This window comes from Streptomyces sp. NPDC006602, from assembly GCF_042870385.1.
Taxonomy (GTDB): domain Bacteria; phylum Actinomycetota; class Actinomycetes; order Streptomycetales; family Streptomycetaceae; genus Streptomyces.
This window is the reverse complement of sequence record NZ_JBIAHG010000003.1, coordinates 1-21,052: the sequence shown is the minus strand read 5'-3', so window position 1 is coordinate 21,052 and position 21,052 is coordinate 1. Positions and strand designations below refer to the sequence as shown.

Here is a 21,052-nt window from a genome sequence, read left to right as displayed (position 1 = left end):
GCGGACGCATCACCTCCTCCATTTGCACAGCGCTGCGCAATGGACGTATATTGCACATGGTTGAGCAATTGCACATCGCTGTGCAAGTCGTGGCGCGCACGTCCGTGGCGCGCACGTCCGTGGCGCGCACGTCTGCAGCAACCCGTCAGTGGCGCGCACGTCCCTGTCGCGCATGTCTGTGAGGAAGGCGAACCCTGCCCATGCGACTCGTCATGAACGAACCGGTCGAAAGGATGGACCGCCCCTACGCCCGGCGCTGGTGGGCGCTCCTGGTTCTCTGCCTGAGCCTGCTGATCATCGTGATGGCCAACACCGCCCTCACGGTCGCGGCCCCCGACATGACCGAGGACCTCGGACTGTCCAGCGCGGATCTGCAGTGGGTCATCGACGGCTACACCGTCCCGTACGCCGCGCTGATGCTGCTGCTGGGCGCCATCGGCGACAAGTACAGCCGTCGCGGCGCGCTGCTGCTCGGGCTGTTCGTGTTCGGGGGCGGAGCGGTCGCCGGGTCGTTCGTCGGCAGCTCCACCGGGGTCATCGCGGTCCGCGCGGTCATGGGCGTCGGCGCGGCCCTGATCATGCCCGCGACCCTCTCCCTTCTCGCCGCCACCTTCCCGCGCGCCGAACGCGCCAAGGCGATCACCCTGTGGACTGCCACCGCGGGCCTCGCGATCGCGGCCGGGCCGCTGGTCGCGGGCGCGCTGCTGGAGAATCACGGCTGGTCGTCGACGTTCCTGATCAACGTGCCGATCGCCGCGCTCGCGATCGTCGGCGCCCTGGTCCTCGTACCGCCGTCCAAAGCCGGTCACCACGACCGGATCGACCACGTCGGCGGCCTGCTGTCCGTCGTCTGGATCGGCGCGCTCGTCTACATGATCATCGAGGGTCCGCACTTCGGCTGGGGCGCCAAGGCGGTCACCGCCGCGGTGGTCGCGGGCGTCGCGCTCGTGCTGTTCGTGGTGTGGGAGCTACGCCATCCGCGCCCGGTCATCGACGTACGCCGCTTCACCGAGCGCCGGTTCGCCGGCTCCAACCTCGCTGTCGCCCTGTTCTTCCTCGCCGTCTTCGGCGCCTTCTACTACCTCACCCAGCAGTTGCAGTTCGTCCTCGGCTACAGCGCCCTGGAGACCGGCCTGCGCATGCTGCCCCTGGCCGGCGCGGTCTTCGTCGGCTCGGCCCTCACCGGCTACCTCACCCCGCGCGTCGGCATGCGGCTCACGGTCACCGCGGGCATGGTCGGCGGCACGGCGGCCCTCGCCCTGCTCACGCGGGTCGACGCGAGTTCGTCGTACGGCGATTTCGTCGCGCCTCTGATCATCCTCGGCCTCGCGATCGGGCTCGCCCTCTCGCCCTGCACGGACGCGATCATGGGCGCGTTCCCGGAGTCCGAACTGGGCGTCGGCGGCGCGGTGAACGACACCTCGCTGGAGCTCGGCGGCTCGCTCGGCATCGCCGTCCTCGGCTCGCTGCTGGCCACGTCGTACTCCGGCCACCTCGCGGACGCGACGGCCGGCAGCAGGCTCTCCGCCTCGACCCTGTCCACGGCCCAGGACTCGGTGGGCGCCGGATACTCCGTATCCCAGGGCATCGCCGCACAGGCCGAGAAGGCCGCCGCGCAGGCCGCCAAGGCGACCGACCCCCAGCAGGCGGCCCAGTTGAAGGGGCAGGCCGACCAACTCGCCCAGGGCGCCCGACAGATGGCCGACGCGGTCGGTTCGTCCTTCTCCGACGCGGTCGCGCACACCAGCCTCATCGGCGCGGTGATCCTGGGCATCGGCACGATCGTGGTCGCCGTCCTGCTGCCGCGCCGGGAGTCCGCCGCGGTCCAGGAGGCCGAGCAGCGGGAGAAGGAACTGGTCGGCAGCCGCTGACGCTCACCGAACTCTTGACAAACGCCACTAGCGTGCGCCTGCCGTGCCGGAGCGACCGGCACGGCAGGCGCACGCGGAGGCACACGGGAAATGAAGATCGACTGGGACCGCCGGACGTGCGCCCGACGCGGGCATGTGACGTACGCGCCGGACGAACTCCCGCTGCGGGAGCGGCTACACACCGAGACGGCCCTCGGCTCGGCGTGGCGCTGCCTGCGCTGCGGCGACTTCGCCCTCGGCGCCCCGCACGGCTCGGGCCCGGCGGACCATGCCCCGCTCGTTCCACGCGGCACGGTCCTGCGCGACCTGTTCATCCTGCGCTTCCTGGCGATCGAGCGCGCCGTGCGCGGAGTGTTCATCGTGCTGGTCGCGGTGGCGGTGTGGAAGTTCAGCAACTCCCAGGACGCGGTGCGCAGGCTCTTCGACGAGTACCTGGACGTCTTCCGGCCGGTGTTCAAACACTTCCACCACGACCTCGACCACTCACCGGTCGTCGGCACCATCCAGAACGCCTTCGGCTACGAACACTCCACGCTGATGCTGGTCGCGGGCCTGCTGCTGGCGTACGCGCTGATCGAACTCGTGGAGGCGGTCGGCCTCTGGTACGCCAAACGCTGGGCGGAGTACCTGACGGTCGTCGCCACCGCCGCCTTCCTCCCCCTGGAGATCTACGAACTGACCGAGCACGTCAGCCGGCTGAAGATCGGCACCCTGCTGCTCAACATTCTCGCCGTCGTCTACATCCTGCTGGCCAAACGCCTGTTCGGCCTGCGCGGCGGCCATCACGCCATCGAGGAGGAGCGACAGACCGCCTCGCTCCTCGAAGTCGAGGTGGCCGCGAAGGTGGGTGTCCAGGCCTGATCCGCTTGGTACCGGGGGGAGTTGACGGGAGGCATATGGTGGAGAGGAAACGCATCAACGCTCCGCCCCGGCTGTGAGCCGGGCGGGCCGAACGGGGGAAGAAGGGTGCGTGCCCGATGACGGTCGGGCTCCTCTCCACGATTGCTGCCGTGTTCTACGGGAGCACGGTCTCGATCCTCGCTCTTACTGCGACCTTTGCCCGGCGCCGCACACTGCGGCGTGAGGCGCGCAGCACCCTTGCCGTCCTGGTACCGGGGAGGGCGGTGGAGTCGCAGCAGGTGGACGGCACGGCGGTAGGCCCAGGCAGCCAATTGGTTGCGGGTGGGTCAGGCTGCGGCTGTGAGGGGGCGTCCGCCGCGGCGGACGGAAGGCGCGGTGCTAGGCCCACGGGACTGGCAGGCGTCGAGGGCCTTCGCTGACTCCTCAGGCGCCGCCCGTTGCAAGGGGCTCTCCAAGGGGCTCTCCCAAGGTCTCGGCCACGGCACGCGGCAGCCATCGCCGTACGTCATCGAAGGTGAAACCGAGCCCGGTGGCACGGGAGTTGTCCATGCCGTAGGCGCGGGCGAAGGAGAACGGCGAGACCTCGCCGACCTCGACGGGGTGGAGGACCGTCTTGCCGTCCGGGAAGTGTGCCGCCACCGCCTCGCACAATTCCTGAGTCGTCAGCAGGCCGTCGGAGGCCGCGTTGACCGGCCCGGTGAAGTCCTCGCCCGCCGCCCAGGCCAGGAAGGCGGCGATCTCCTCGACGTGGATGTAGGTGGCGGGCCGGTTCACGACCGGAACGGCGATCGGATCGCCGGTGCGGATGCGGTCGGCGTAGTGCTGGAGCCGGCCGGTGAAGTCGTCGGCGCCGCCCAGCACATGGGCCACGCGGACGGCCGTGTACGGGAATTCCGGGCCGGCCTCGGCGGCGAGGACCGCCTCGGCCTGCCGCTTGCCCTCGCCGTAGTGGGCTTCGAGGAACTCCGGGTCCTCCCAGGGGAGTTCGAGGTCGACGGGGACGGTCAGCGGATCGACCGCGGCCTCCCTCACGGGCGTGGTCGAGTCCTCGTACTCGTACACCTCGACCGTCGAGGTCATCACATGGCGGCGGGTCCGGCCGGAGAGGACGCGGCGGGCGGTCGCCGCCTGCCGCGGGGTGTAGCAGACCTGGTCGACGACGACGTCGAAGGTCCGTGAACCCAGAGCGTCCCTCAGCGACCTCTCGTCGTTCCGGTCGGCGACGAGATGGATGGCGCCCGCGGGCGCCTGCGACGATCCGCGATTCAGTACGGTCACCCGGTCCCCGGCCGCCAGCAGCCGCGCGATGAGCCGCTTGCCGAAATAGCGGTTTCCGCCGATGACCAATACGTCCCGTGACTTGTCCATGACCATAATTCTCCCGACGTACACGCAGGGAATGAAGGGGGAACCATGGGAGTTCAGGCCGCCGCACCGAAAGAACCACGGCATCCGCGCGCCACCGCCGACGGAACATCGGTGGCCTTCGACGCGCTGGACCGGCAGATCCTCCAGCTGCTCCAGACGGACGGCCGGATCAAGCTCAGCGAGCTGGGCCGCCGGGTCCGGCTGAGTCCGGCGGCGGTCACCGAGCGGGTACGGCGGCTGGAGGCGGCGGGCGTGATCAGCGGGTACGGCGCCCGGGTCGTCCCGTCCCGGCTCGGCTACGGCATCCAGGCGTTCGTCCGGGTCGACCCGCACGCCGGCTACACCCTGAAGCACCCCAGGACCCTCGAACTCATCGGGCGTCCCGAGATCATCGAGGTGCACCATGTGGTCGGCGAGGACTGCTGGATCCTCAAGGTCGCCGTCCGGGACACCGTCCACCTGGAAGAAGTCCTCGAAGACGTCTCCGCCCTCGGGCGCACGACGACGTCGATCGTGCTGACCTCACCGGTGGAGCGAAAACCGCTGTTGCCTTGACGTCGGCGTCAAGGCTTACCTTCGTACCCATGCGAATCGGCGAGCTGGCCGCGCGGGCCGACACCACGACCCGGACGCTGCGCTACTACGAGTCGCGGGGGCTGCTGCCCGCGCGGCGGGGCGGCAACGGATACCGGACGTACGACGAGAACGACCTGAGGCTGCTGAGACAGATCAGGACGCTGCAGGACTTCGGGTTCGACCTGGAGGAGACGCGGCCGTTCGTGGAGTGTCTGCGGGCCGGGCACCCGGAGGGCGACTCGTGTCCGGCGTCGCTCGAGGTCTACCGGCGCAAGCTGGCGGAGCTGGACGACCTGATCGGCGAGTTGCAGACCGTGCGAGCGCAGGTCGGGGCGCAGTTGGTGAGGGCCGAGAGGGCGCGCGACGAGCTGGCGGCCGAGGCGGAGGTTCCGGGGGGTCCGGAACCGGTGTGCGAGCTGGGGAGGAACCTCAAGTGATCAAAGCGGCGGGTGTGGCCGAGGTGACCGACGCGGACTTCGCGGCGGAGGTGATCGGGGCGGAGCTGCCGGTGCTGGTGGAGTTCACCGCCGACTGGTGTCCGCCGTGCCGGCAGATGGGACCGGTGCTCAGCGCCCTCGCCGAGGAGGAGGGGGAGCGGCTGAAGGTGGTTCAGTTGGACGTGGACACCAACCCGGAGACCACCAACGCCTACAAGGTGCTGTCGATGCCGACCTTCATGGTGTTCCGGGGCGGCGAGCCCGTGAAGTCGATGGTGGGCGCCCGGCCCAAGCGGCGCCTGCTGGAAGAGCTGTCCGACGTGCTCTGAGCCGCGTAGGCAGCCGTGTATGGCAAGAAGAAATCCCCCGAGCAATTGCGCTCGGGGGATTTCTTTGCGTATATTCAATGGTTCGCGACTTCAAGGAAATTGGGTCGCGAAAGAAGCTCAGTGAGCACAGTATATCCGGGCGGGAGCGGAATTGTCAAACACCGGTTTTCAAGACAGTGAAGACATTGAATTGCGGCAGGAGCAGCAATTCATCGACGGGCTGTATGTGCGTGTCGACGCCCTGCGCGGCGACACCGAGGGCTCCGTCACGGACGCGCTCGCCCAGGGCAACACGCCCATGCAGGCCCGCCTCGAGAGGGACATCCTGGTCGCCGAACGCTCGGGGCTGCTGGCGGCGCTCAACGCGGTCGACGGTTCGCTGTGCTTCGGCCGGATCGACCTCACCTCGGGCGTCAGCCACCACATCGGACGGATCGGCCTGCGCGCCGACGACGCCGAACGCACGCCGGTCCTGATCGACTGGCGGGCGGACGTGGCTCGCCCCTTCTACCTGGCCACCGGCCACACCCCGATGGGCCTGCGCCGGCGGCGGCACATCACCACCGACGGCCGCCGGGTCACCGCCCTGCACGACGAGATCCTCGACCTCGGCGACGCCACCCGCACCGGCCACGAGGACCCGAGCGGCGACGCCGTGCTGCTCGCCGCGCTCAACTCCGCGCGCACCGGCCGGATGGGCGACATCGTGCAGACCATCCAGGCCGAGCAGGACGAGATCATCCGCGCGCCCCATCGCGGGGTGCTCGTGGTGGAGGGCGGCCCGGGCACCGGCAAGACGGCGGTCGCCCTGCACCGCGCCGCGTACCTCCTCTACGAACACCGGGAGTTGCTCGCCAAGCGGGCCGTCCTGATCGTCGGCCCCAACCCCGCCTTCCTCGGCTACATCGGCGAGGTGCTGCCCTCGCTGGGCGAGACCGGCGTACTGCTGGCGACGGTCGGCGAGCTGTTCCCCGGCGTGAAGGCGCGGGCCACCGACACGGCCGGGGCGGCCGCGGTGAAGGGCCGCGCGGACATGGCGGACGTCCTCGCCGCCGTCGTACGCGACCGCCAGTCGCTGCCCGACCCGGTGATCGCGATCGAGCACGACCGCGAGATCCTGATGCTGGACGACGGACTGGTGAACGTCGCCCGCGAGCGCACCCGTGCCGCGGGACTCCCGCACAACGCGGCGCGCGAGCACTTCGAGGGGCACATCCTCAACACGCTCACCGACCTCGTCGCCGAGCGGATCGGCACGGACCCCTACGACGGTACGAACCTCCTCGACCCGAGCGACATCACCCAGATCCGCGACGAACTCGCCGAGAACCCCGAAGTCTGGTCCGCCATCCACCAGCTGTGGCCGCGGCTGACCCCGCAGCGCCTGGTCGCGGACTTCCTGGCGGCACCCGAGAGGTACCTCGGCGAGGAGGACGCCGCCGCCATCCGCCGCCCGGTGACGCGGACGTGGACCGTGGCGGACGTACCGCTGCTGGACGAGGCGGCGGAGCTGCTGGGCGAGGACGACCGGGTGGCGCGGGCGCGGGCGGAGCGGGCGCGGGAGAACCAGATCGCCTACGCCCAGGGCGTGTTGGATGTCTCGTACGCCTCTCGCACCTACGAGTTCGAGGACAAGGACGAGGAGGACTCGGAGGTCCTGTCCGCGCACGACATCATCGACGCCGAGCGCTTCGCCGAACGCCACGAGGAGGACGACCACCGCAGCGCCGCCGAGCGCGCGGCGGCCGACCGCACCTGGGCGTTCGGGCACATCATCGTCGACGAGGCGCAGGAGTTGTCGCCGATGGCCTGGCGGCTGCTCATGCGGCGCAGCCCCACCCGGTCGATGACGCTGGTCGGCGATCCGGCGCAGACGTCGGAGGCGGGCGGTGTCGGTTCCTGGTCCGGGATCCTGGAGCCGTACGTCCAGGACCGGTGGGAGCACACCCGCCTCGGCGTGAACTACCGCACGCCCGCCGAGATCATGGAGCTCGCCGCGGCCGTTGTGCGGGCGGAGAACCCGGAGTTCGAACCGCCGAGTTCGGTGCGGTCGACGGGGGTGCGGCCCTGGATCCGCGCCACCGATGATCTGCCGGGTGCCGTGGCCAAGGCGGTGGAGGAGCTGACCCCGGCCGAAGGACGACTCGCGGTGATCGCTCCGCGGGACCTGCATCGGAGGCTGGCGGCTCGGCTGGACGGGGTGACGGCGGACGCCGAGCCTGATCTGACCCATCGGGTCGTTCTGCTCGACCCGCGCCAGGCGAAGGGGCTGGAGTTCGACTCCGTGCTGGTGGTCGAGCCGGGGCGGTACGGCACGAGTGATCTGTACGTGGCGTTGACTCGGGCTACGCAGCGGCTGGGGGTGCTGCATACGGGGGTGTTGCCTGAGGGGCTGGTCGGCAGCGTGCGCTTTCGGCAGCGTGCGCTGAGTGGGGGCTGATGCTCTGGGGGCTCCGCCCCCGGAGCCCTGGGCCTATGCCCACCCACCACCCGGCTCGGTCGGCTGGAGAGGTGACCGTTCAACCGGAAGGCTCGTGGGACGGGTGCGCAGCACCTCTTCGACGGAGGAGAGGGCGAAGCGGACCGCGCCGGTGATCACGGCCTCGTCGCCCAGCGCGGACAGCCGCCACTGCGGGAGGTCGACGAGGAGGCTGCCGGCTTCCTCCTCGGCGGCGCTCAGGAGGAGTTCCGCCGCCGGCCGCAGGCCGGGGACCGGGAAGAGGCTGGTGCCGAGCACGACCAGGGCCGGGTCGAGCGCGAGCAGCACGGGGGCGATCCCGGCGGCCAGTCTCCGCCCGTACGACGTGATCGCCGCGACCGCTTCCGGGTCCCCCGAGGCTGCGCCACGGACGATGCCGGTACCGGTGCCGCGCACCGCTTCCGCCGGGTCCGAGGCAGTGCCGTCCGGGACCAGGGGTTCGAGGCCGGGCTGCGCGGAGGTGCTGCCGGGGAAGCGGATGAAGCCGATCTCACCGGCAGCACCGCGGTGTCCGCGCAGCAGGCGCCCGCCGGTGATGACACCGGCGCCCAGGCGATCACCGAGCAGGACGAAGATCATCTCGTCGGCCGCGCCGCCGACCCCGCGCCACTGCTCGCCCAGTGCGGCGAGGTTGGCGTCGTTCTCCACGGCGACCGGGCAGCCGAGGGCGTCGCGGAGGACGGTGACGATGTCCGCCTCGGCCCAGCCCTTGAGGTTGTCGGCCTGCCGGATGCGGGTGTTGCTCCGGTCCACCAGGCCGGGGGTGCCCACTGTCGCGGCCCACACCCGCCGGGCGTCGGCTCCGGCACGTTCGATCGCGCGCCCCACCACCGCCGTTACGGCGCGGGCGCGAGCCGCGCCGCCCAAGTCGGCGCGCACCGCCTTGCGTTCGACGGCCACCGTCCGACCGTCGAGGTCGGCCAGGCAGGCGCTCACCGAACGGGCCCGGACATCCACGCCGACGACGAAGCCCGCGTGCGGGCGGAAGCGGAACCGGCGGGCCGGGCGGCCGGGCGACCGCTGGCCACGGGCGGAGACGGCCGGGGCGACCTCGATGAGGCCGCAGTCGGTGAGTTCCTCGACGATCGCCTCGACGGTGGGGCGGGACAGCTTGGTCGCCGCGGCCAGGGTGGAGAGCCGGGGGTGCGGGTCCGCCGAGCGGACGGCGGCGAGGATGGCCGCGGCGTTCGTGGCGCGCAGGTCCGCCACACCCACCACCGCGGGCAGTTCACGCCCGGGGGAGTGCGGCTCCGGCAGCCCGCCGAGCGGCCACCGCGCCTGCGCGGCAGGGGCCGTGGCGGGGGAGCGGTCCCTGGACGTGGCCAATGATCAACCTCCTGTGGAGCGGCACGACAGCCGTACGACCGGGGACCGGCGCGGACCGTCCCGACGATAACAATCCAGCCATGAGTCCTTGACGCGTGCCAGGCCCGCTCTGATTATAAAACGCAACTGCGTTATCGAACTAATCCCCCTCCACGGCGACTCGACGGCGTCTTGTCCCCCTCCTCCCGCCGCCTCCGCCGCGCCGCGCCCCGTCACGCCCAGGAGACCCCATGAGCACCAGCCCGTCACCCCTGTCCAGACGTACCTTCCTCGCGGCCACCGGCGCGGTCGGCGCCGCGGCACTCGCCGCGTGCAGCGATCTGACCCCGGGCGCCTCGTCGTCCGAGAAGAGCAGCGTCGGCCCTGTCTCGACGGCGGTACCGGCCGACGAGAAGATCACGCTGGTGGTCGCCGACGCCGACGACACCACCATGACCCCGGGCCTCGTCGCGGCCTTCCGCGAGAAGCACCCCAACATCACCGTCAAGCGCCAGTACACGGGCTGGGACGACTACCTCAAGAGCATCAACACCACCATGTCGGCCGACACCGCCCCCGACATCGCCCAGTTCACCTCCGGCATGCAGAACCTCGTCCCCGGACGGCTGCTGCTCAAGGTCGGCGAGTACGGCAAGGCGTACGGCTGGGCGGCGAAGTTCCCCGGCCTGGACCAGATCACCCTCACCCCGGACGGCAAGACCGTCGGCACCGGTGACCTGTACGGGGTGGGCGCGGGCCTGTCCTTCGAAGGCGTCTACTACAACAAGGCCAAGGCGCAGAAACTGGGCATGACCGTCCCCCCGGCCACCCTGGAGGAGCTGGAGGCCCTGTTCGCCAAGGCCAAGGCGGCCGGTGAGACCGCGCTGGTCGCCGGCAACCTCGACGGCGGCCTCAACCACCCCTTCAACGTGCTGCTCTCGGCCTACCTGACGCCCAAGGACCGCGAGGCGTGGGCCTTCGGCCACCAGAGCGCCACCATCGTGCTGCCGGAGGCCGAGAAGGCCGCCGAGACGCTCCAGCGGTGGGTGGACAAGGGGTACGTCACCCCCAAGGTCAACGGCGTCAGCGACAACGACGCCACCGCCGCGTTCGCCAAGGGCGAGGGCGTCTTCCGGATCAGCGGCAACTGGGCCGCGGCCGCGGTGGCCAAGGGCCTGGGGGAGGGGGCCGGGTACTTCAACATGCCGCCCGTCACCTCCGGCGGGAAGGTCCGCACCACTGGCGCCGGGGTGTACTACTGCGTGTCCGCCAAGTCGAAGAACGCGGCCGCGGCCGCCGCCTTCCTCGACTTCGCCGCCGGTGCTCAGGCCGCCGCCATCACCGCCAAGGCGGGCTTCATGGCCCCCGACGCTGGCGCCATGCCGAGCCAGACCGGCCTCCTGGGCGATGTCCAGAAGGGCTGGCAGACGGTCGTCAAGGACGCGGGCCTGCAGCCGTTCATCCAGAACGCCTCCAGCCCGACGATGGGCGACACCCTCACCACCCAGCTGCAACTGCTCGCCGGAGGCAAGGCCACCCCCGAGAAGTTCCTGGCCGGTCTCCAGACGGACTTCGAGAACTACCACAAATGACCACTGCCGACCGACTGACCGGAGACCCCGCCCGCGCTCCCGATGCCCCGCCTCCGGTGAAGCGGGGAGCAGGCCCCGCCGTGCGCCGGCGCCCCCGCACGGCGCCATCCGGCCGCCGGCGCCGGCGCCGGGCCGTGGCGCTGCTGTACCTGCTGCCGGCTCTGCTGCCCTACACGCTCTTCGCCGTACTGCCGATGCTGCACACCGCGTATCTCTCCCTGTTCGACTGGGACGGGGTGACCCTCCCGTCCTTCGTCGGACTCGACAACTACCGCCGTATCGGCACCGACCCGCAACTGCGCGCCGCCGCCTGGCACGCCGGCGCGCTGATCCTGTTCTTCTCGGTCCTGCCGATCTGCGTGGGGCTGGTCTCGGCGGCGATCGTGTCCCGGCGCGCCGGACGCCGGGGCACCGCCCTGGTCCGCACGGTGCTGTTCCTGCCCCAGGTCATCCCGCTGGTCGCCGTCGGCATCCTCTGGCGCTGGGTGTACGCCGAGGACGGCACCCTCAACCAGGCGCTGCGGGCGATCGGCCTGGGCGGCCTCGCCGACGCCTGGCTGGGCAGCTTCACCTGGGCCCTGCCGGCCGTCGGGCTGATCGGGACCTGGGTCGTGTCGGGCCTGTGCATGGTGCTGTTCCTGTCCGGGACCCAGCGCATCGACCAGGAGATCTACGAAGCGGCACGGATGGACGGGGCAGGCCCCGTGCGCGAGTTCACGGCGATCACCGTCCCGCTGCTGCGGCCGGAATTCGCCGTGGCGCTGTCCATCACCGTGATCGCCGCCCTGTCCAGCTTCGACCTCATCTACATCACCACCGGGGGAGGCCCGGGCAACAGCACCGTCGTCCCCGGAATCCTCATCTACCGCCTGGCGTTCGGGGGCGGCGCGGTCGGCGTGGCCAGTGCGCTGGCGATCGTACTGACGGTGGTCATCTCCCTCGCCGTCCTGGTGATCAACCGGCTGTCCAGGGAGGAGCCGTGACGTCACTGACCTCGACGACATCACCGGCCTCGACGACCTCGACGACCAGAGCGGTCACCGGGCGGTTCGCGGCACCCCTCGTCCTCGCGCTGTTCATGGCCGCCGTTCTCGTGCCGTTCGCCTCCCTCCTCCTGGCATCACTCCAGCCGGCGGGCGCTCCGCTGACCGGCTTCGCGCTGCCGGACGGGCTGCACTTCGAGAACTTCTCCCGCGCCTGGTCCGCGGCGGGCTTCGGCACGCTGCTGCGGTCGAGTGTGGTGATCGCGCTGTGCGTGGTGCCGGCCGCGGTGGTGTGCGCGACCCTGGCCGGGTACGCGCTGGCGACCCTCGAAGTCCCCGGCCGGGGACGCCTGTACGCGTATCTGCTGCTCGGCCTGTCCATCCCCACCGAGGGCACCGTCATCCCGCTCTACTACGACCTGCGCGCCGTAGGGCTGACGAACACCGTGCCGGGCCTCGCCCTCGCGGAGATCGGCGCGTTCATGCCGTTCGGGGTCTTCTGGATGCGCGCCCACTTCTCCACCATGCCGCGCAGCCTGATGGAAGCGGCACGGCTGGACGGCGCCTCGTCATGGGCGACGCTCTGGCGGATCCTGCTGCCCAACTCCCGCCCGGCGGTGACCACGCTGGGCGTCCTGTACTTCGTGTGGAGCTGGAACCAGTTCCTGCTCCCGCTCATCCTGATCCAGGACCCGGCCCGCCGTACGGCCCCCGCCGGGCTGGGTTTCTTCACCGGGCAGTACGGCGTCGACGTGCCGTTGCTCGCCGCCGCCACCCTGATCGTGATCGCCCCGGTGGTGCTCGTCTACCTGTTCTTCCAGCGGCACTTCATCAGTGGCGTACTCAGCGGCGCCCTCAAGGGCTGAACACATAGTGCTTGCACACCCAGGAGGTCGGAGAATTCCATGGCAGAACTCGAAGTCGCGCTGATCGGCGCGGGCGGCATCGCCCGCGCGCATCTGCCCGCGTGGGTGGCCCTCGGCGCACGAGTACGCCTCTATGCTCCCGACGGCCAAGCCCCCGCCCTGGCCCGCGAGTTCGGCGCGACGTCCGTGGGCTCCCTGCCCGAGGCCATGGCCGGGGCGGCCGTGGTGGATGTGTGCACCCCGACCGACACCCACCGGGAGATCGCACTGGCCGCGGTCGCGGCCGGGGCCCATGTCCTGTGCGAGAAGCCGCTGGCGCTCGGCGCGGCCGAGGCCGGGGAGATGGCCGACGCGGCGGAAGCGGCCGGGGTGCGGCTGTACCCCGGACACGTCGTGCGCTACTTCCCCGCCTACGCCCGCCTTCGCGACCTGGTCGCCGGGGGCGGCCTGGGACGGGTCGCGGTCGCCCGGTTCACCCGCACCGGCCGCTACCCCACCTGGAGCGGCTGGTTCGCCGACCTGGCGCGCTCCGGCGGAATCCTGACGGACCAGATGATCCACGACTTCGACATCGCCCGCTGGCTCTTCGGCGAGGTCGTACGAGTACACGCCCGGCACCAGGGGCATCTCACCACCCCGGCCCCGGACGGGGCGGTCGCCACCGGAACCGCGGTCCTGACCCACGCGAGCGGCACCATCAGCCAGGTCGTGGGCGTGTGGGGGCCGCCGGCGACGCCGTTCCGCACCACGTTCCATGTCTCGGGCACCGGCGGCACCGTCCAGCACGACTCCCTGGCTCACCTCGATCTGCGGATCACCGGCGCCGCGTCCGGCGGCCCGGCGGCCGGCATACCGGGCGGAGACTTCGGGGAGTCGCCCTACCTCACCCAGATCCGTGACTTCGCCGAGGCGTTCGCGGGCGGTCCGCAGCCACGGGTGAGCGGCCGGGACGGCGTGGCGGCCGTCCGTATCGCCGAGGCCGCGGCGGAGTCGGCCCATAGCGGGCGGACCGTCGAACTCGCCCCGCAGCCGGCAACCACCGTACCCACAGGGGGAATCGACCAGTGAGAGTCGCCGTACTGTCCTTCGCCCATGTGCACGCCGCGACCTACATCGGGCTGCTGCGCGACCGCGACGGCATCGAACTGATCACCGCCGACCCCGACGCCCCGCCGGACGACCCCACCCGCGGCCGGGACCTCGCCGAACGACTGGGCGTGGCCTACGCCGACACCTGGGACGAGGTGTTCGCCCTGAGCCCCGACGCCGTGGTCGTCACCAGCGAGAACGCCCGGCACCGGCACCTGGTCGAACGGGCCGCCGCGATCGGCGCGCATGTGCTGTGCGAGAAGCCCCTCGCGACGACGGAGGCCGACGCCCGGGCCATGATCGACGCCTGTGCACGCGCCGGGGTGGGACTGATGACCGCCTATCCCGTACGGTTCAGCCCCGCGTTCACCGCCCTGCGCCGCGCACTGGCCGACGGCCTGCTCGGCGGGCTGATCAGCGTCCACGGAGCCAACAACGGCTCCAACCCGGCCCGCTCGCGCCCCTGGTTCGCCGACCCGGAACTGGCGGGCGGCGGAGCGCTGGCCGACCACACCGTCCACATCGCCGACCTCGTGGACGCGCTGCTGGACGGCGAGCAGGCGGCCGAGGTGTACGCCCAGGCCAACAGCATCCTGGACGACGGCGGTCCGGCACCGGACGTGGAGACCGCGGGCCTGGTCACCATCCGCTATCCCGGCGGGGTGGTCGCCGCAGTGGACGCCAGCTGGAGCCATCCGCCGGACCACCCGACCTGGGGCGGGCTCGCCCTGACCTGCGTCGGGGAGAAGGCGATCGTGGAGTTCGACGCCTTCCCTCCGCTGCTCGGCGGATTCGACACCGCCACCGGTCGCGACCGCTGGGAGGCGGGCGGCGCGGACCTCGACGCCGCCATGCTCGACGAGTTCCTCGACGCCGCACGCACCGGACGGCGCCCGTCCCCCGACGGCGAGTCGGGCCTGCGCACCCTCCGGATCGTGCTCGCCGCCTACGAGTCGCTGCGCACCGGCCGGCCGGTCGCACTGACGGGCACCGCCCGGTTGACAGGCGGCTGAGGACGGGCCCTAGGCCGGCCGCAGCCACACCGTCGACAACGGGGGCAGCGTCAGGCGGATGCTTGCCGCGCGGCCGTGCCACGGCTGGGGTTCCGGTTTGATGACGTCCGGGTTGGTGACGTCGCTGCCGCCGTACTTCGCCGCGTCCGTGTTGATGGATTCGTGCCAGGCGGGGATGTCGTCGGGCACGCCGATGCGGTAGTCGTGGCGGACGACCGGGGAGAAGTGGGAGACCGCGAGCAGCGGGGTGCCCTCCGCGTCGTAGCGCAGGAAGGCGAAGACGTTGTCCTCCGCCGCGTCGCCCACCACCCACTGGAAGCCGGACGGGTCCGTGTCGCGCTGCCACAGCGCCGGGGTGTGGCGGTAGACGATGTTGAGGTCCCGCACCAGGTCCCGCACGCCCCGGTGGTCCGGCTCCGCCCCGTACGCGGAGTCGAGCAGCCACCAGTCCGGGCCGTGCGCCTCCGACCACTCCGCCCCCTGCGCGAACTCCTGGCCCATGAAAAGGAGTTGCTTGCCAGGGTGCGACCACATGAACCCGAGATAGGCGCGGTGGTTGGCGCGTTGCTGCCACCAGTCGCCGGGCATCTTCGAGACCAGGGACCGCTTGCCGTGGACGACCTCGTCGTGCGAGATCGGGAGCACGTAGTTCTCGCTGTACGCGTACACCATCGAGAAGGTCATCTCGCCGTGGTGGTACCTGCGGTGGATCGGATCGTGGCTCACGTAGTCCAGCGAGTCGTGCATCCAGCCCATGTTCCACTTGAGGCCGAAGCCCAGGCCGCCGCCTTCGGTGGGGCGGGTCACTCCGTCCCACGCCGTGGACTCCTCCGCGACGGTCACCACACCGGGCACCCGCCGGTACAGCGTGGCGTTCATCTCCTGAAGGAACGCCACCGCGTCCAGGTTCTCCCGGCCGCCGTGCTCGTTGGGCGTCCACTGGCCCGGCTCGCGCGAGTAGTCCAGGTAGAGCATCGAGGCGACGGCGTCCACGCGCAGCCCGTCGATGTGGAACTCCTCGCACCAGTAAATGGCGTTGGCGACAAGGAAGTTGCGCACCTCGCGGCGGCCGTAGTCGAACTCCAGGGTGCCCCAGTCGGGGTGGGCGGACCGCAGCGGGTCCTCGTGCTCGTAGAGGGGACGGCCGTCGAACTCGGCCAGTGCCCAGTCGTCGCGCGGGAAGTGCGCCGGCACCCAGTCCATCAGCACGCCGATACCGGCCTGGTGCAGGGCGTCGACCAGGTACTTGAAGTCGTCGGGCGTGCCCAGGCGCGCGGTCGGGGCGTAGAAGCCGGTGACCTGGTAGCCCCACGAGCCGCCGAAGGGGTGCTCGGCGACCGGCATCAGCTCGACATGGGTGAAGCCCAGGTCCTTGACGTAGGCCGGCAGCTGTTCGGCGAGTTGACGGTATGTCAGGCCGGGGCGCCAGGACGGGAGATGTATCTCGTACACCGACAACGGTGCCTCGTGCGCGGGCGTGTCCGCGCGCCTCGCCAGCCACTCCTCGTCGTGCCACTCGTGGTGCGAGGCGTGCACGACGGAGGAGGTGGCGGGCGGGACCTCCGTACGGCGGGCCAGCGGGTCGGCGCGCATGGTCTTCGAGCCGTCCTGCCGGGTGAGCTCGAACTTGTACAGCTCGCCCTCGCCGATGCCGGGCACGAACAGCTCCCACACGCCGGTGCCGCCGAGCGAGCGCATCGGATACGCGGTCGCGTCCCAGAAGTTGAAGGTGCCGGCGACGCGCACGCCCCGCGCGTTCGGCGCCCACACCGTGAAACGGGTGCCGGTCACTCCCTGGTGGGTCATCGGCTCGGCACCCAGTGCCGTCCACAACTGTTCGTGCCGGCCCTCGCCGATCAGGTGCAGGTCCAGGTCGCCCAGCGCGGGCAGGAAACGGTACGCGTCCTCGACGTCCTGGACCACCCCCTCGTACGCCACGAGGAGCCGGTACGCCGGTACCTCCGGCAGCGGCAGCAGGCCCGAGAAGAACCCGTCCCCGTCGTCGTGCAGCTCGGCCCGCAGCTCCCCGGCGACGACCGTGACGGACAGCGCGTACGGGCGGAAGGCGCGGAAGGCGACACCGCCGGGCACCGGGTGGGCGCCGAGCACGGAGTGCGGGGCATGGTGGGTGCCGGCGAGCAGCCGCTCGCGGTCGCCGGCGTCCACGGCGGGGGACACGACGACGGGTGCCTCAGCCGGCGGCGCGGAGGTGGCGGGGGCCGGTGCGGTGACCTTCTTCGCCGTGACCTTCTTCGCGGTGGCCTTTTTCGTGCCCGCCTTTTTCGTGGTGGCCGTCTTCGCCGTCGGGGTCGCCTTCTTGGCCGCCGTCTTCTTCGTCACCGTCTTCTCGGCGGTGGTCTTCTTCACCGTCGGCTTCTTCACCGCCTTCTTCACCGCCTTCTTGGGCGCGGTCGCCTTCTCCGCGGCCTTCTTCGCACTCTTCGCCGCCTGCGCGGCGGCCTTCTTCGGATCCGAACCGCTGGACGGGGGGCGGGGGGTCACTGGCGGAGCCTCCTGGGCGAAAGTCTGGTCGGTCAGATCAGGTCGGATGTGACGTAGCCCTCGATGGCGGCCATCGGCACCGGAAGCCAGTCGGGGCGGTGACGGGCCTCGTAGACGACCTCGTAGATCGCCTTGTCCGTCTCGTAGGCGCGCAGCAGCACCGGGTCGGTGCGCGGATCGACGCCGCTGACCTCCGCGTAGCCGGAGCAGTACGCCGCCCGGCACGCCTCGGCCCAGCCCGGCACGGGAATGTCGGTGGAGTGGGCCGCGTAGTCGAAGGAGCGGAGCATTCCCGCGATGTCCCGGGCCGTAGGCTGCGGCATCCGGCGTTCGGCGAGCGGTTTCGACGGCTCGCCCTCGAAGTCGATCAATGACCACTGCCCGCCGGGCGAGCGCAGGCACTGGCCGAGGTGCAGGTCGCCGTGGATGCGCTGCGCGGTCCAGGTACGGCCCTCCGCGGCCAGGTCGGCCAGCGCGGTGAACGCGGAGTGCAGTCCGGGCGCGTACGGCCGCAGCGCGGGCACCGCCTGCACGGCCGCCTCCAGGCGCTCGATCATGCCGTCGACCAGGGGCTGTAGCTGAGTGTGACCGAGGGTTACGCTGGGCAGCGCCCGGGCGAGCGCGGTGTGCACCTCGGCGGTGGCCCGCCCCAGCGACCGCGCCTCCGCGCTGAAGTCCTCGCCCTTGGCCAGCTCCCGCAGCGCGAGTTCCCAGCCGTCGGACGCGCCCTGCACGAACGGCTGGAGGACGCCGAGGACGTACGACTCCCCGTCCAGCTCCGCCCGCAGCCACCCGGTCGGCGCGGGCACCCGGGGGCAGCCCTCCCGGGCGAGGGCCAGCGGCAGTTCCAGGTCGGGATTGGTGCCGGGCACGATCCGGCGCAACAGCTTCAGGATGAACGTATCTCCATAGACGATCGACGAGTTCGACTGCTCGGCGGTCATCACACGGGGCACGAGACCGTCCCGTATCTCCTGGTGCGCGTCCCGGTCGAAGCGCAGCCCGCCTATGCGGGCCCGGGTGCGCACGGCCTCCAGGAGCAGTTCGGCGGGCCGGGGGTCGTGCAGGGCCTCGTACACCGTGTGACCGGCGAGCGGGCCCTCCTCGACGTGTCCGATCAGCGCGGGCGCCAGCCGGGGCGGCAGCGCCTCGCGCACGCCTATGAGGAGCTGGTAGCAGTCACCGGGGCGCGGCGGGCTGCCCAGCGCGAGGGGCTGGTGGGCGCGCACCAGCAGGTGGTAGAGGCCCTGCGTGGCCGTCAGTGGCAGCAGCTCGGTGGCCGCCACCAGGGAGAAACCGGTGATCGGGCGCCCCTTGCCCGCGAACCAGCGCTGCCGCGGCAGCCACTCCCGCAGCAATGGGTCCAGTGACGCAAGGAGGCCGGGATGTGTCGTGGCGTTACGTGTGACGGCTTCCCACATGGCGTCGCGTCCTTTCCCCGGGTGGTCGGGGTGTTACTGATGCGTGCCCCGGGCGGGGCGGTGGAAACCGACCCGCCCGGGGTTTGCCCTGCTCTGCCGGTCGCTACGCGGTCACGCGGCATCCTTGCGAAGCCGGAACCAGTAGAACCCATGTCCGCCCAACGTCAACAGGTACGGCAGCTCGCCGACGGCCGGGAAACGCACCCCGCCGAACAGCTCGACCGGGTGCCGCCCGCTGAACGCGCTGAGATCCAGCTCCGTCGGCTGCGCGAACCGCGAGAAGTTGTTCACGCACAGCACGAGGTCGTCCTCGTACTCCCGGAGGAACGCGATCACCGCCGGGTTGGAGGAGGGGAGCTCCGTGTAGGTTCCCAGGCCGAAGGCGTGGTTCTGCTTGCGGATCTCGATCATGCGGCGGGTCCAGTGCAGCAGGGAGGACGGGGAGGCCATCGAGGCCTCGACGTTCGTCACCTGGTAGCCGTAGACCGGGTCCATGATCGTGGGCAGGTACAGCCGCCCCGGATCGGAGGACGAGAAGCCCGCGTTGCGGTCGGGCGTCCACTGCATCGGCGTGCGCACGGCGTCGCGGTCGCCGAGCCAGATGTTGTCGCCCATGCCGATCTCGTCGCCGTAGTAGAGGATCGGCGAGCCGGGGAGGGACAGCAGCAGGGCGGTGAACAGCTCGATCTGGTTGCGGTCGTTGTCCAGCAGCGGGGCGAGCCGCCGCCGGATGCCGATGTTGGCGCGCATGCGGGGATCCTTCGCGTACTCCGCCCACATGTAGTCGCGTTCCTCGTCGGTGACCATCTCGAGGGTCAGCTCGTCGTGGTTGCGCAGGAAGATGCCCCACTGGCAGTTCGAGGGAATGGCCGGGGTCTTGGCGAGGATTTCCGAGACGGGATAGCGCGATTCTCTGCGCACCGCCATGAAGATGCGGGGCATGACCGGGAAATGGAAGGCCATGTGGCATTCGTCGCCGCCGGCCTGGTAGTCGCCGAAGTAGTCGACGACGTCCTCGGGCCACTGGTTGGCCTCCGCCAGCAGCACCGTGTCCGGGTAGGAGGCGTCGATCTCCTTGCGGACCCGCTTGAGGAACTCGTGGGTCGCCGGAAGGTTCTCGCAGTTGGTGCCCTCCTGCTGGTAGAGGTACGGCACCGCGTCCAGCCGGAACCCGTCGATGCCGAGGTCCAGCCAGAACCGCAGCGCGGAGATGATCTCCTCCTGGACGGCCGGGTTCTCGTAGTTGAGGTCCGGCTGGTGGGAGAAGAACCGGTGCCAGTAGTACTGCTTGCGTACCGGGTCGAAGGTCCAGTTGGAGGCCTCGGTGTCGACGAAGATGATCCGCGCGTCCTGGAACTGTTTGTCGTCGTCGGCCCACACGTAGTAGTCGCCGTAGGGGCCGTCGGGGTCCTTCCTGGATTCCTGGAACCACTCGTGCTGGTCGCTGGTGTGGTTCATGACGAAGTCGATGATCACGCGCATGCCGCGCTGGTGGGCGGCGTCGACGAACTCCACGAAGTCGGCGAGGTCGCCGAACTCGGGAAGGACCGCTGTGTAGTCCGAGACGTCGTATCCGCCGTCGCGGAGGGGCGACTTGAAGAACGGCGGCAGCCACAGGCAGTCGACGCCCAGCCACTGCAGGTAGTCGAGTTTCGCGGTCAGTCCCTTGAGGTCGCCTACACCGTCACCGTCGCTGTCCTGGAAGGAACGGACGAGGACCTCGTAGAAGACGGCGCGCTTGAACCACTCGGGATCCCGGTCCTTGGCCGGAGTGTCCTCGAAGGTGTCGTGGACGGGCTCGTTGACGATCATTATGTGGGTGACCCTCCGATCTGCGGGGTGGACGGTCGCAGAACCGAAAAGATGTGCGCGGGGCGGGTGCCCGGTTCGAGGCGCACATAATTGGCCCTGCCCCAGTGATAGGTCTCACCGGTGAGCTCGTCGCGCACCGGCACCGACTCGTGCCATTCCAGGCCGAGTTGCGGCATGTCCAACGAGACCGTGGCCTCCTGGGTGTGGTGGGGGTCGAGGTTGGCGACCACCAGAACCGTGTTCGAGCCGCTTCGCTTCGAGTACGCGATCACCGCTTCCTGGTCCGCGTGGTGGAAGTGGAGATCACGCAGCTGCCGCAGGGCGGGGTGGGCGCGTCGGATCGTGTTGAGCCGGGTGATCAGTGGGGTCAGGGAGCGGCCCTCGCGTTCGGCCGCTTCCCAGTCGCGTGCCTTGATCTGGTACTTCTCCGAGTCGAGGTACTCCTCGCTGCCATCCCGCAGGGGGGTGTTCTCGCACAGCTCGTAGCCGCTGTAGATGCCCCAGGCCGGCGACAGGGTCGCGGCCAGCACCGCGCGGACCTCGAAGGC

General features: G+C 70.7%; 17 protein-coding genes. 11 read left to right on the top strand and 6 right to left on the bottom strand.

Annotation, left to right across the window (positions count from 1 at the left end):
• Positions 1-200: 200 nt before the first annotated feature.
• Both ACFYO2_RS08840 and ACFYO2_RS08835 read left to right on the top strand, forming a co-directional pair.
• Positions 201-1,871, top strand: a complete 1,671-nt coding sequence (locus ACFYO2_RS08840; protein ID WP_388346161.1) for an MFS transporter — start codon at positions 201-203, stop codon at positions 1,869-1,871.
• Between the two features lie 90 nt (positions 1,872-1,961).
• Positions 1,962-2,732 (top strand): DUF2127 domain-containing protein, encoded by a 771-nt coding sequence (locus ACFYO2_RS08835; protein WP_388346159.1) that lies wholly within the window; start codon positions 1,962-1,964, stop codon positions 2,730-2,732.
• 423 nt (positions 2,733-3,155) lie between these two features.
• Here ACFYO2_RS08835 and ACFYO2_RS08830 read toward each other — a convergent pair whose 3' ends face one another.
• On the bottom strand, positions 3,156-4,100 hold the full coding sequence (locus ACFYO2_RS08830; RefSeq protein WP_388346156.1) for an NAD-dependent epimerase/dehydratase family protein: 945 nt from the start codon (positions 4,098-4,100) through the stop codon (positions 3,156-3,158).
• A 45-nt stretch (positions 4,101-4,145) separates the two neighbouring features.
• On the opposite strand from ACFYO2_RS08830, the gene ACFYO2_RS08825 reads away from it, so the two are divergent.
• From ACFYO2_RS08825 to ACFYO2_RS08810, 4 genes are all read left to right on the top strand, one after another.
• On the top strand, positions 4,146-4,655 hold the full coding sequence (locus ACFYO2_RS08825) for an Lrp/AsnC family transcriptional regulator (RefSeq protein WP_388346153.1): 510 nt from the start codon (positions 4,146-4,148) through the stop codon (positions 4,653-4,655).
• Positions 4,656-4,684: 29 nt separating this feature from the next.
• Positions 4,685-5,113: a MerR family transcriptional regulator gene (locus tag ACFYO2_RS08820; RefSeq protein WP_388346150.1), complete on the top strand. Its 429-nt coding sequence runs from the start codon at positions 4,685-4,687 to the stop codon at positions 5,111-5,113.
• A 14-nt stretch (positions 5,114-5,127) separates the two neighbouring features.
• Positions 5,128-5,442, top strand: a complete 315-nt coding sequence (locus ACFYO2_RS08815) for a thioredoxin family protein (RefSeq protein ID WP_388347536.1) — start codon at positions 5,128-5,130, stop codon at positions 5,440-5,442.
• 190 nt (positions 5,443-5,632) lie between these two features.
• Positions 5,633-7,882: a HelD family protein gene (locus ACFYO2_RS08810; protein ID WP_388346147.1), complete on the top strand. Its 2,250-nt coding sequence runs from the start codon at positions 5,633-5,635 to the stop codon at positions 7,880-7,882.
• 33 nt (positions 7,883-7,915) lie between these two features.
• Here ACFYO2_RS08810 and ACFYO2_RS08805 read toward each other — a convergent pair whose 3' ends face one another.
• Positions 7,916-9,247, bottom strand: coding sequence for an ROK family protein (locus tag ACFYO2_RS08805; protein ID WP_388346144.1), 1,332 nt, complete (start codon positions 9,245-9,247; stop codon positions 7,916-7,918).
• Between the two features lie 230 nt (positions 9,248-9,477).
• Between ACFYO2_RS08805 and ACFYO2_RS08800 the strand changes: the two genes are divergently transcribed.
• The 5 genes from ACFYO2_RS08800 to ACFYO2_RS08780 are packed head-to-tail and all read left to right on the top strand — an operon-like array spanning position 9,478 to position 14,769.
• Positions 9,478-10,818 (top strand): ABC transporter substrate-binding protein, encoded by a 1,341-nt coding sequence (locus ACFYO2_RS08800; RefSeq protein ID WP_388346141.1) that lies wholly within the window; start codon positions 9,478-9,480, stop codon positions 10,816-10,818.
• Positions 10,815-11,801 (top strand): carbohydrate ABC transporter permease, encoded by a 987-nt coding sequence (locus tag ACFYO2_RS08795; RefSeq protein ID WP_388346138.1) that lies wholly within the window; start codon positions 10,815-10,817, stop codon positions 11,799-11,801. Before ACFYO2_RS08800 ends, ACFYO2_RS08795 begins: the two co-directional genes overlap by 4 nt.
• Entirely contained in the window at positions 11,798-12,667 is an 870-nt protein-coding gene (locus ACFYO2_RS08790; protein WP_388346135.1) for a carbohydrate ABC transporter permease, read from the top strand. The genes ACFYO2_RS08795 and ACFYO2_RS08790 overlap by 4 nt, the downstream gene beginning before the upstream one ends.
• A gap of 39 nt (positions 12,668-12,706) precedes the next feature.
• Entirely contained in the window at positions 12,707-13,735 is a 1,029-nt protein-coding gene (locus tag ACFYO2_RS08785; protein WP_388346132.1) for a Gfo/Idh/MocA family protein, read from the top strand.
• Positions 13,732-14,769: a Gfo/Idh/MocA family protein gene (locus ACFYO2_RS08780; RefSeq protein ID WP_388346129.1), complete on the top strand. Its 1,038-nt coding sequence runs from the start codon at positions 13,732-13,734 to the stop codon at positions 14,767-14,769. The genes ACFYO2_RS08785 and ACFYO2_RS08780 overlap by 4 nt, the downstream gene beginning before the upstream one ends.
• 9 nt (positions 14,770-14,778) lie before the next feature.
• On the opposite strand, the gene glgB is transcribed toward ACFYO2_RS08780, so the two are convergent.
• The 4 genes from glgB to ACFYO2_RS08760 all read right to left on the bottom strand — a co-directional run.
• Positions 14,779-17,271: a 1,4-alpha-glucan branching enzyme gene (glgB, locus tag ACFYO2_RS08775; protein ID WP_388346126.1), complete on the bottom strand. Its 2,493-nt coding sequence runs from the start codon at positions 17,269-17,271 to the stop codon at positions 14,779-14,781.
• A gap of 32 nt (positions 17,272-17,303) precedes the next feature.
• A complete protein-coding gene (locus tag ACFYO2_RS08770) occupies positions 17,304-18,692 on the bottom strand; it encodes a maltokinase (RefSeq protein WP_388346123.1) in 1,389 nt (462 codons plus the stop codon).
• Between the two features lie 111 nt (positions 18,693-18,803).
• Positions 18,804-20,504, bottom strand: coding sequence for a maltose alpha-D-glucosyltransferase (gene treS, locus ACFYO2_RS08765; RefSeq protein WP_388346120.1), 1,701 nt, complete (start codon positions 20,502-20,504; stop codon positions 18,804-18,806).
• Positions 20,504-21,052 (bottom strand): alpha-glucosidase C-terminal domain-containing protein (locus ACFYO2_RS08760; protein ID WP_388346117.1); only part of this gene is annotated, 549 nt, incomplete at its 5' end. The genes ACFYO2_RS08760 and treS, both read right to left, overlap by 1 nt.

Coding starts and splice junctions, on each gene's coding strand:
- ACFYO2_RS08840 (WP_388346161.1), top strand. CDS start 201: ATGCGACTCGTCATGAACGAACCGGTCGAAAGGATGGACCGCCCCTAC.
- ACFYO2_RS08835 (WP_388346159.1), top strand. CDS start 1,962: ATGAAGATCGACTGGGACCGCCGGACGTGCGCCCGACGCGGGCATGTG.
- ACFYO2_RS08830 (WP_388346156.1), bottom strand. CDS start 4,100: ATGGACAAGTCACGGGACGTATTGGTCATCGGCGGAAACCGCTATTTC.
- ACFYO2_RS08825 (WP_388346153.1), top strand. CDS start 4,146: ATGGGAGTTCAGGCCGCCGCACCGAAAGAACCACGGCATCCGCGCGCC.
- ACFYO2_RS08820 (WP_388346150.1), top strand. CDS start 4,685: ATGCGAATCGGCGAGCTGGCCGCGCGGGCCGACACCACGACCCGGACG.
- ACFYO2_RS08800 (WP_388346141.1), top strand. CDS start 9,478: ATGAGCACCAGCCCGTCACCCCTGTCCAGACGTACCTTCCTCGCGGCC.
- ACFYO2_RS08795 (WP_388346138.1), top strand. CDS start 10,815: ATGACCACTGCCGACCGACTGACCGGAGACCCCGCCCGCGCTCCCGAT.
- ACFYO2_RS08785 (WP_388346132.1), top strand. CDS start 12,707: ATGGCAGAACTCGAAGTCGCGCTGATCGGCGCGGGCGGCATCGCCCGC.
- ACFYO2_RS08770 (WP_388346123.1), bottom strand. CDS start 18,692: ATGTGGGAAGCCGTCACACGTAACGCCACGACACATCCCGGCCTCCTT.
- treS (WP_388346120.1), bottom strand. CDS start 20,504: ATGATCGTCAACGAGCCCGTCCACGACACCTTCGAGGACACTCCGGCC.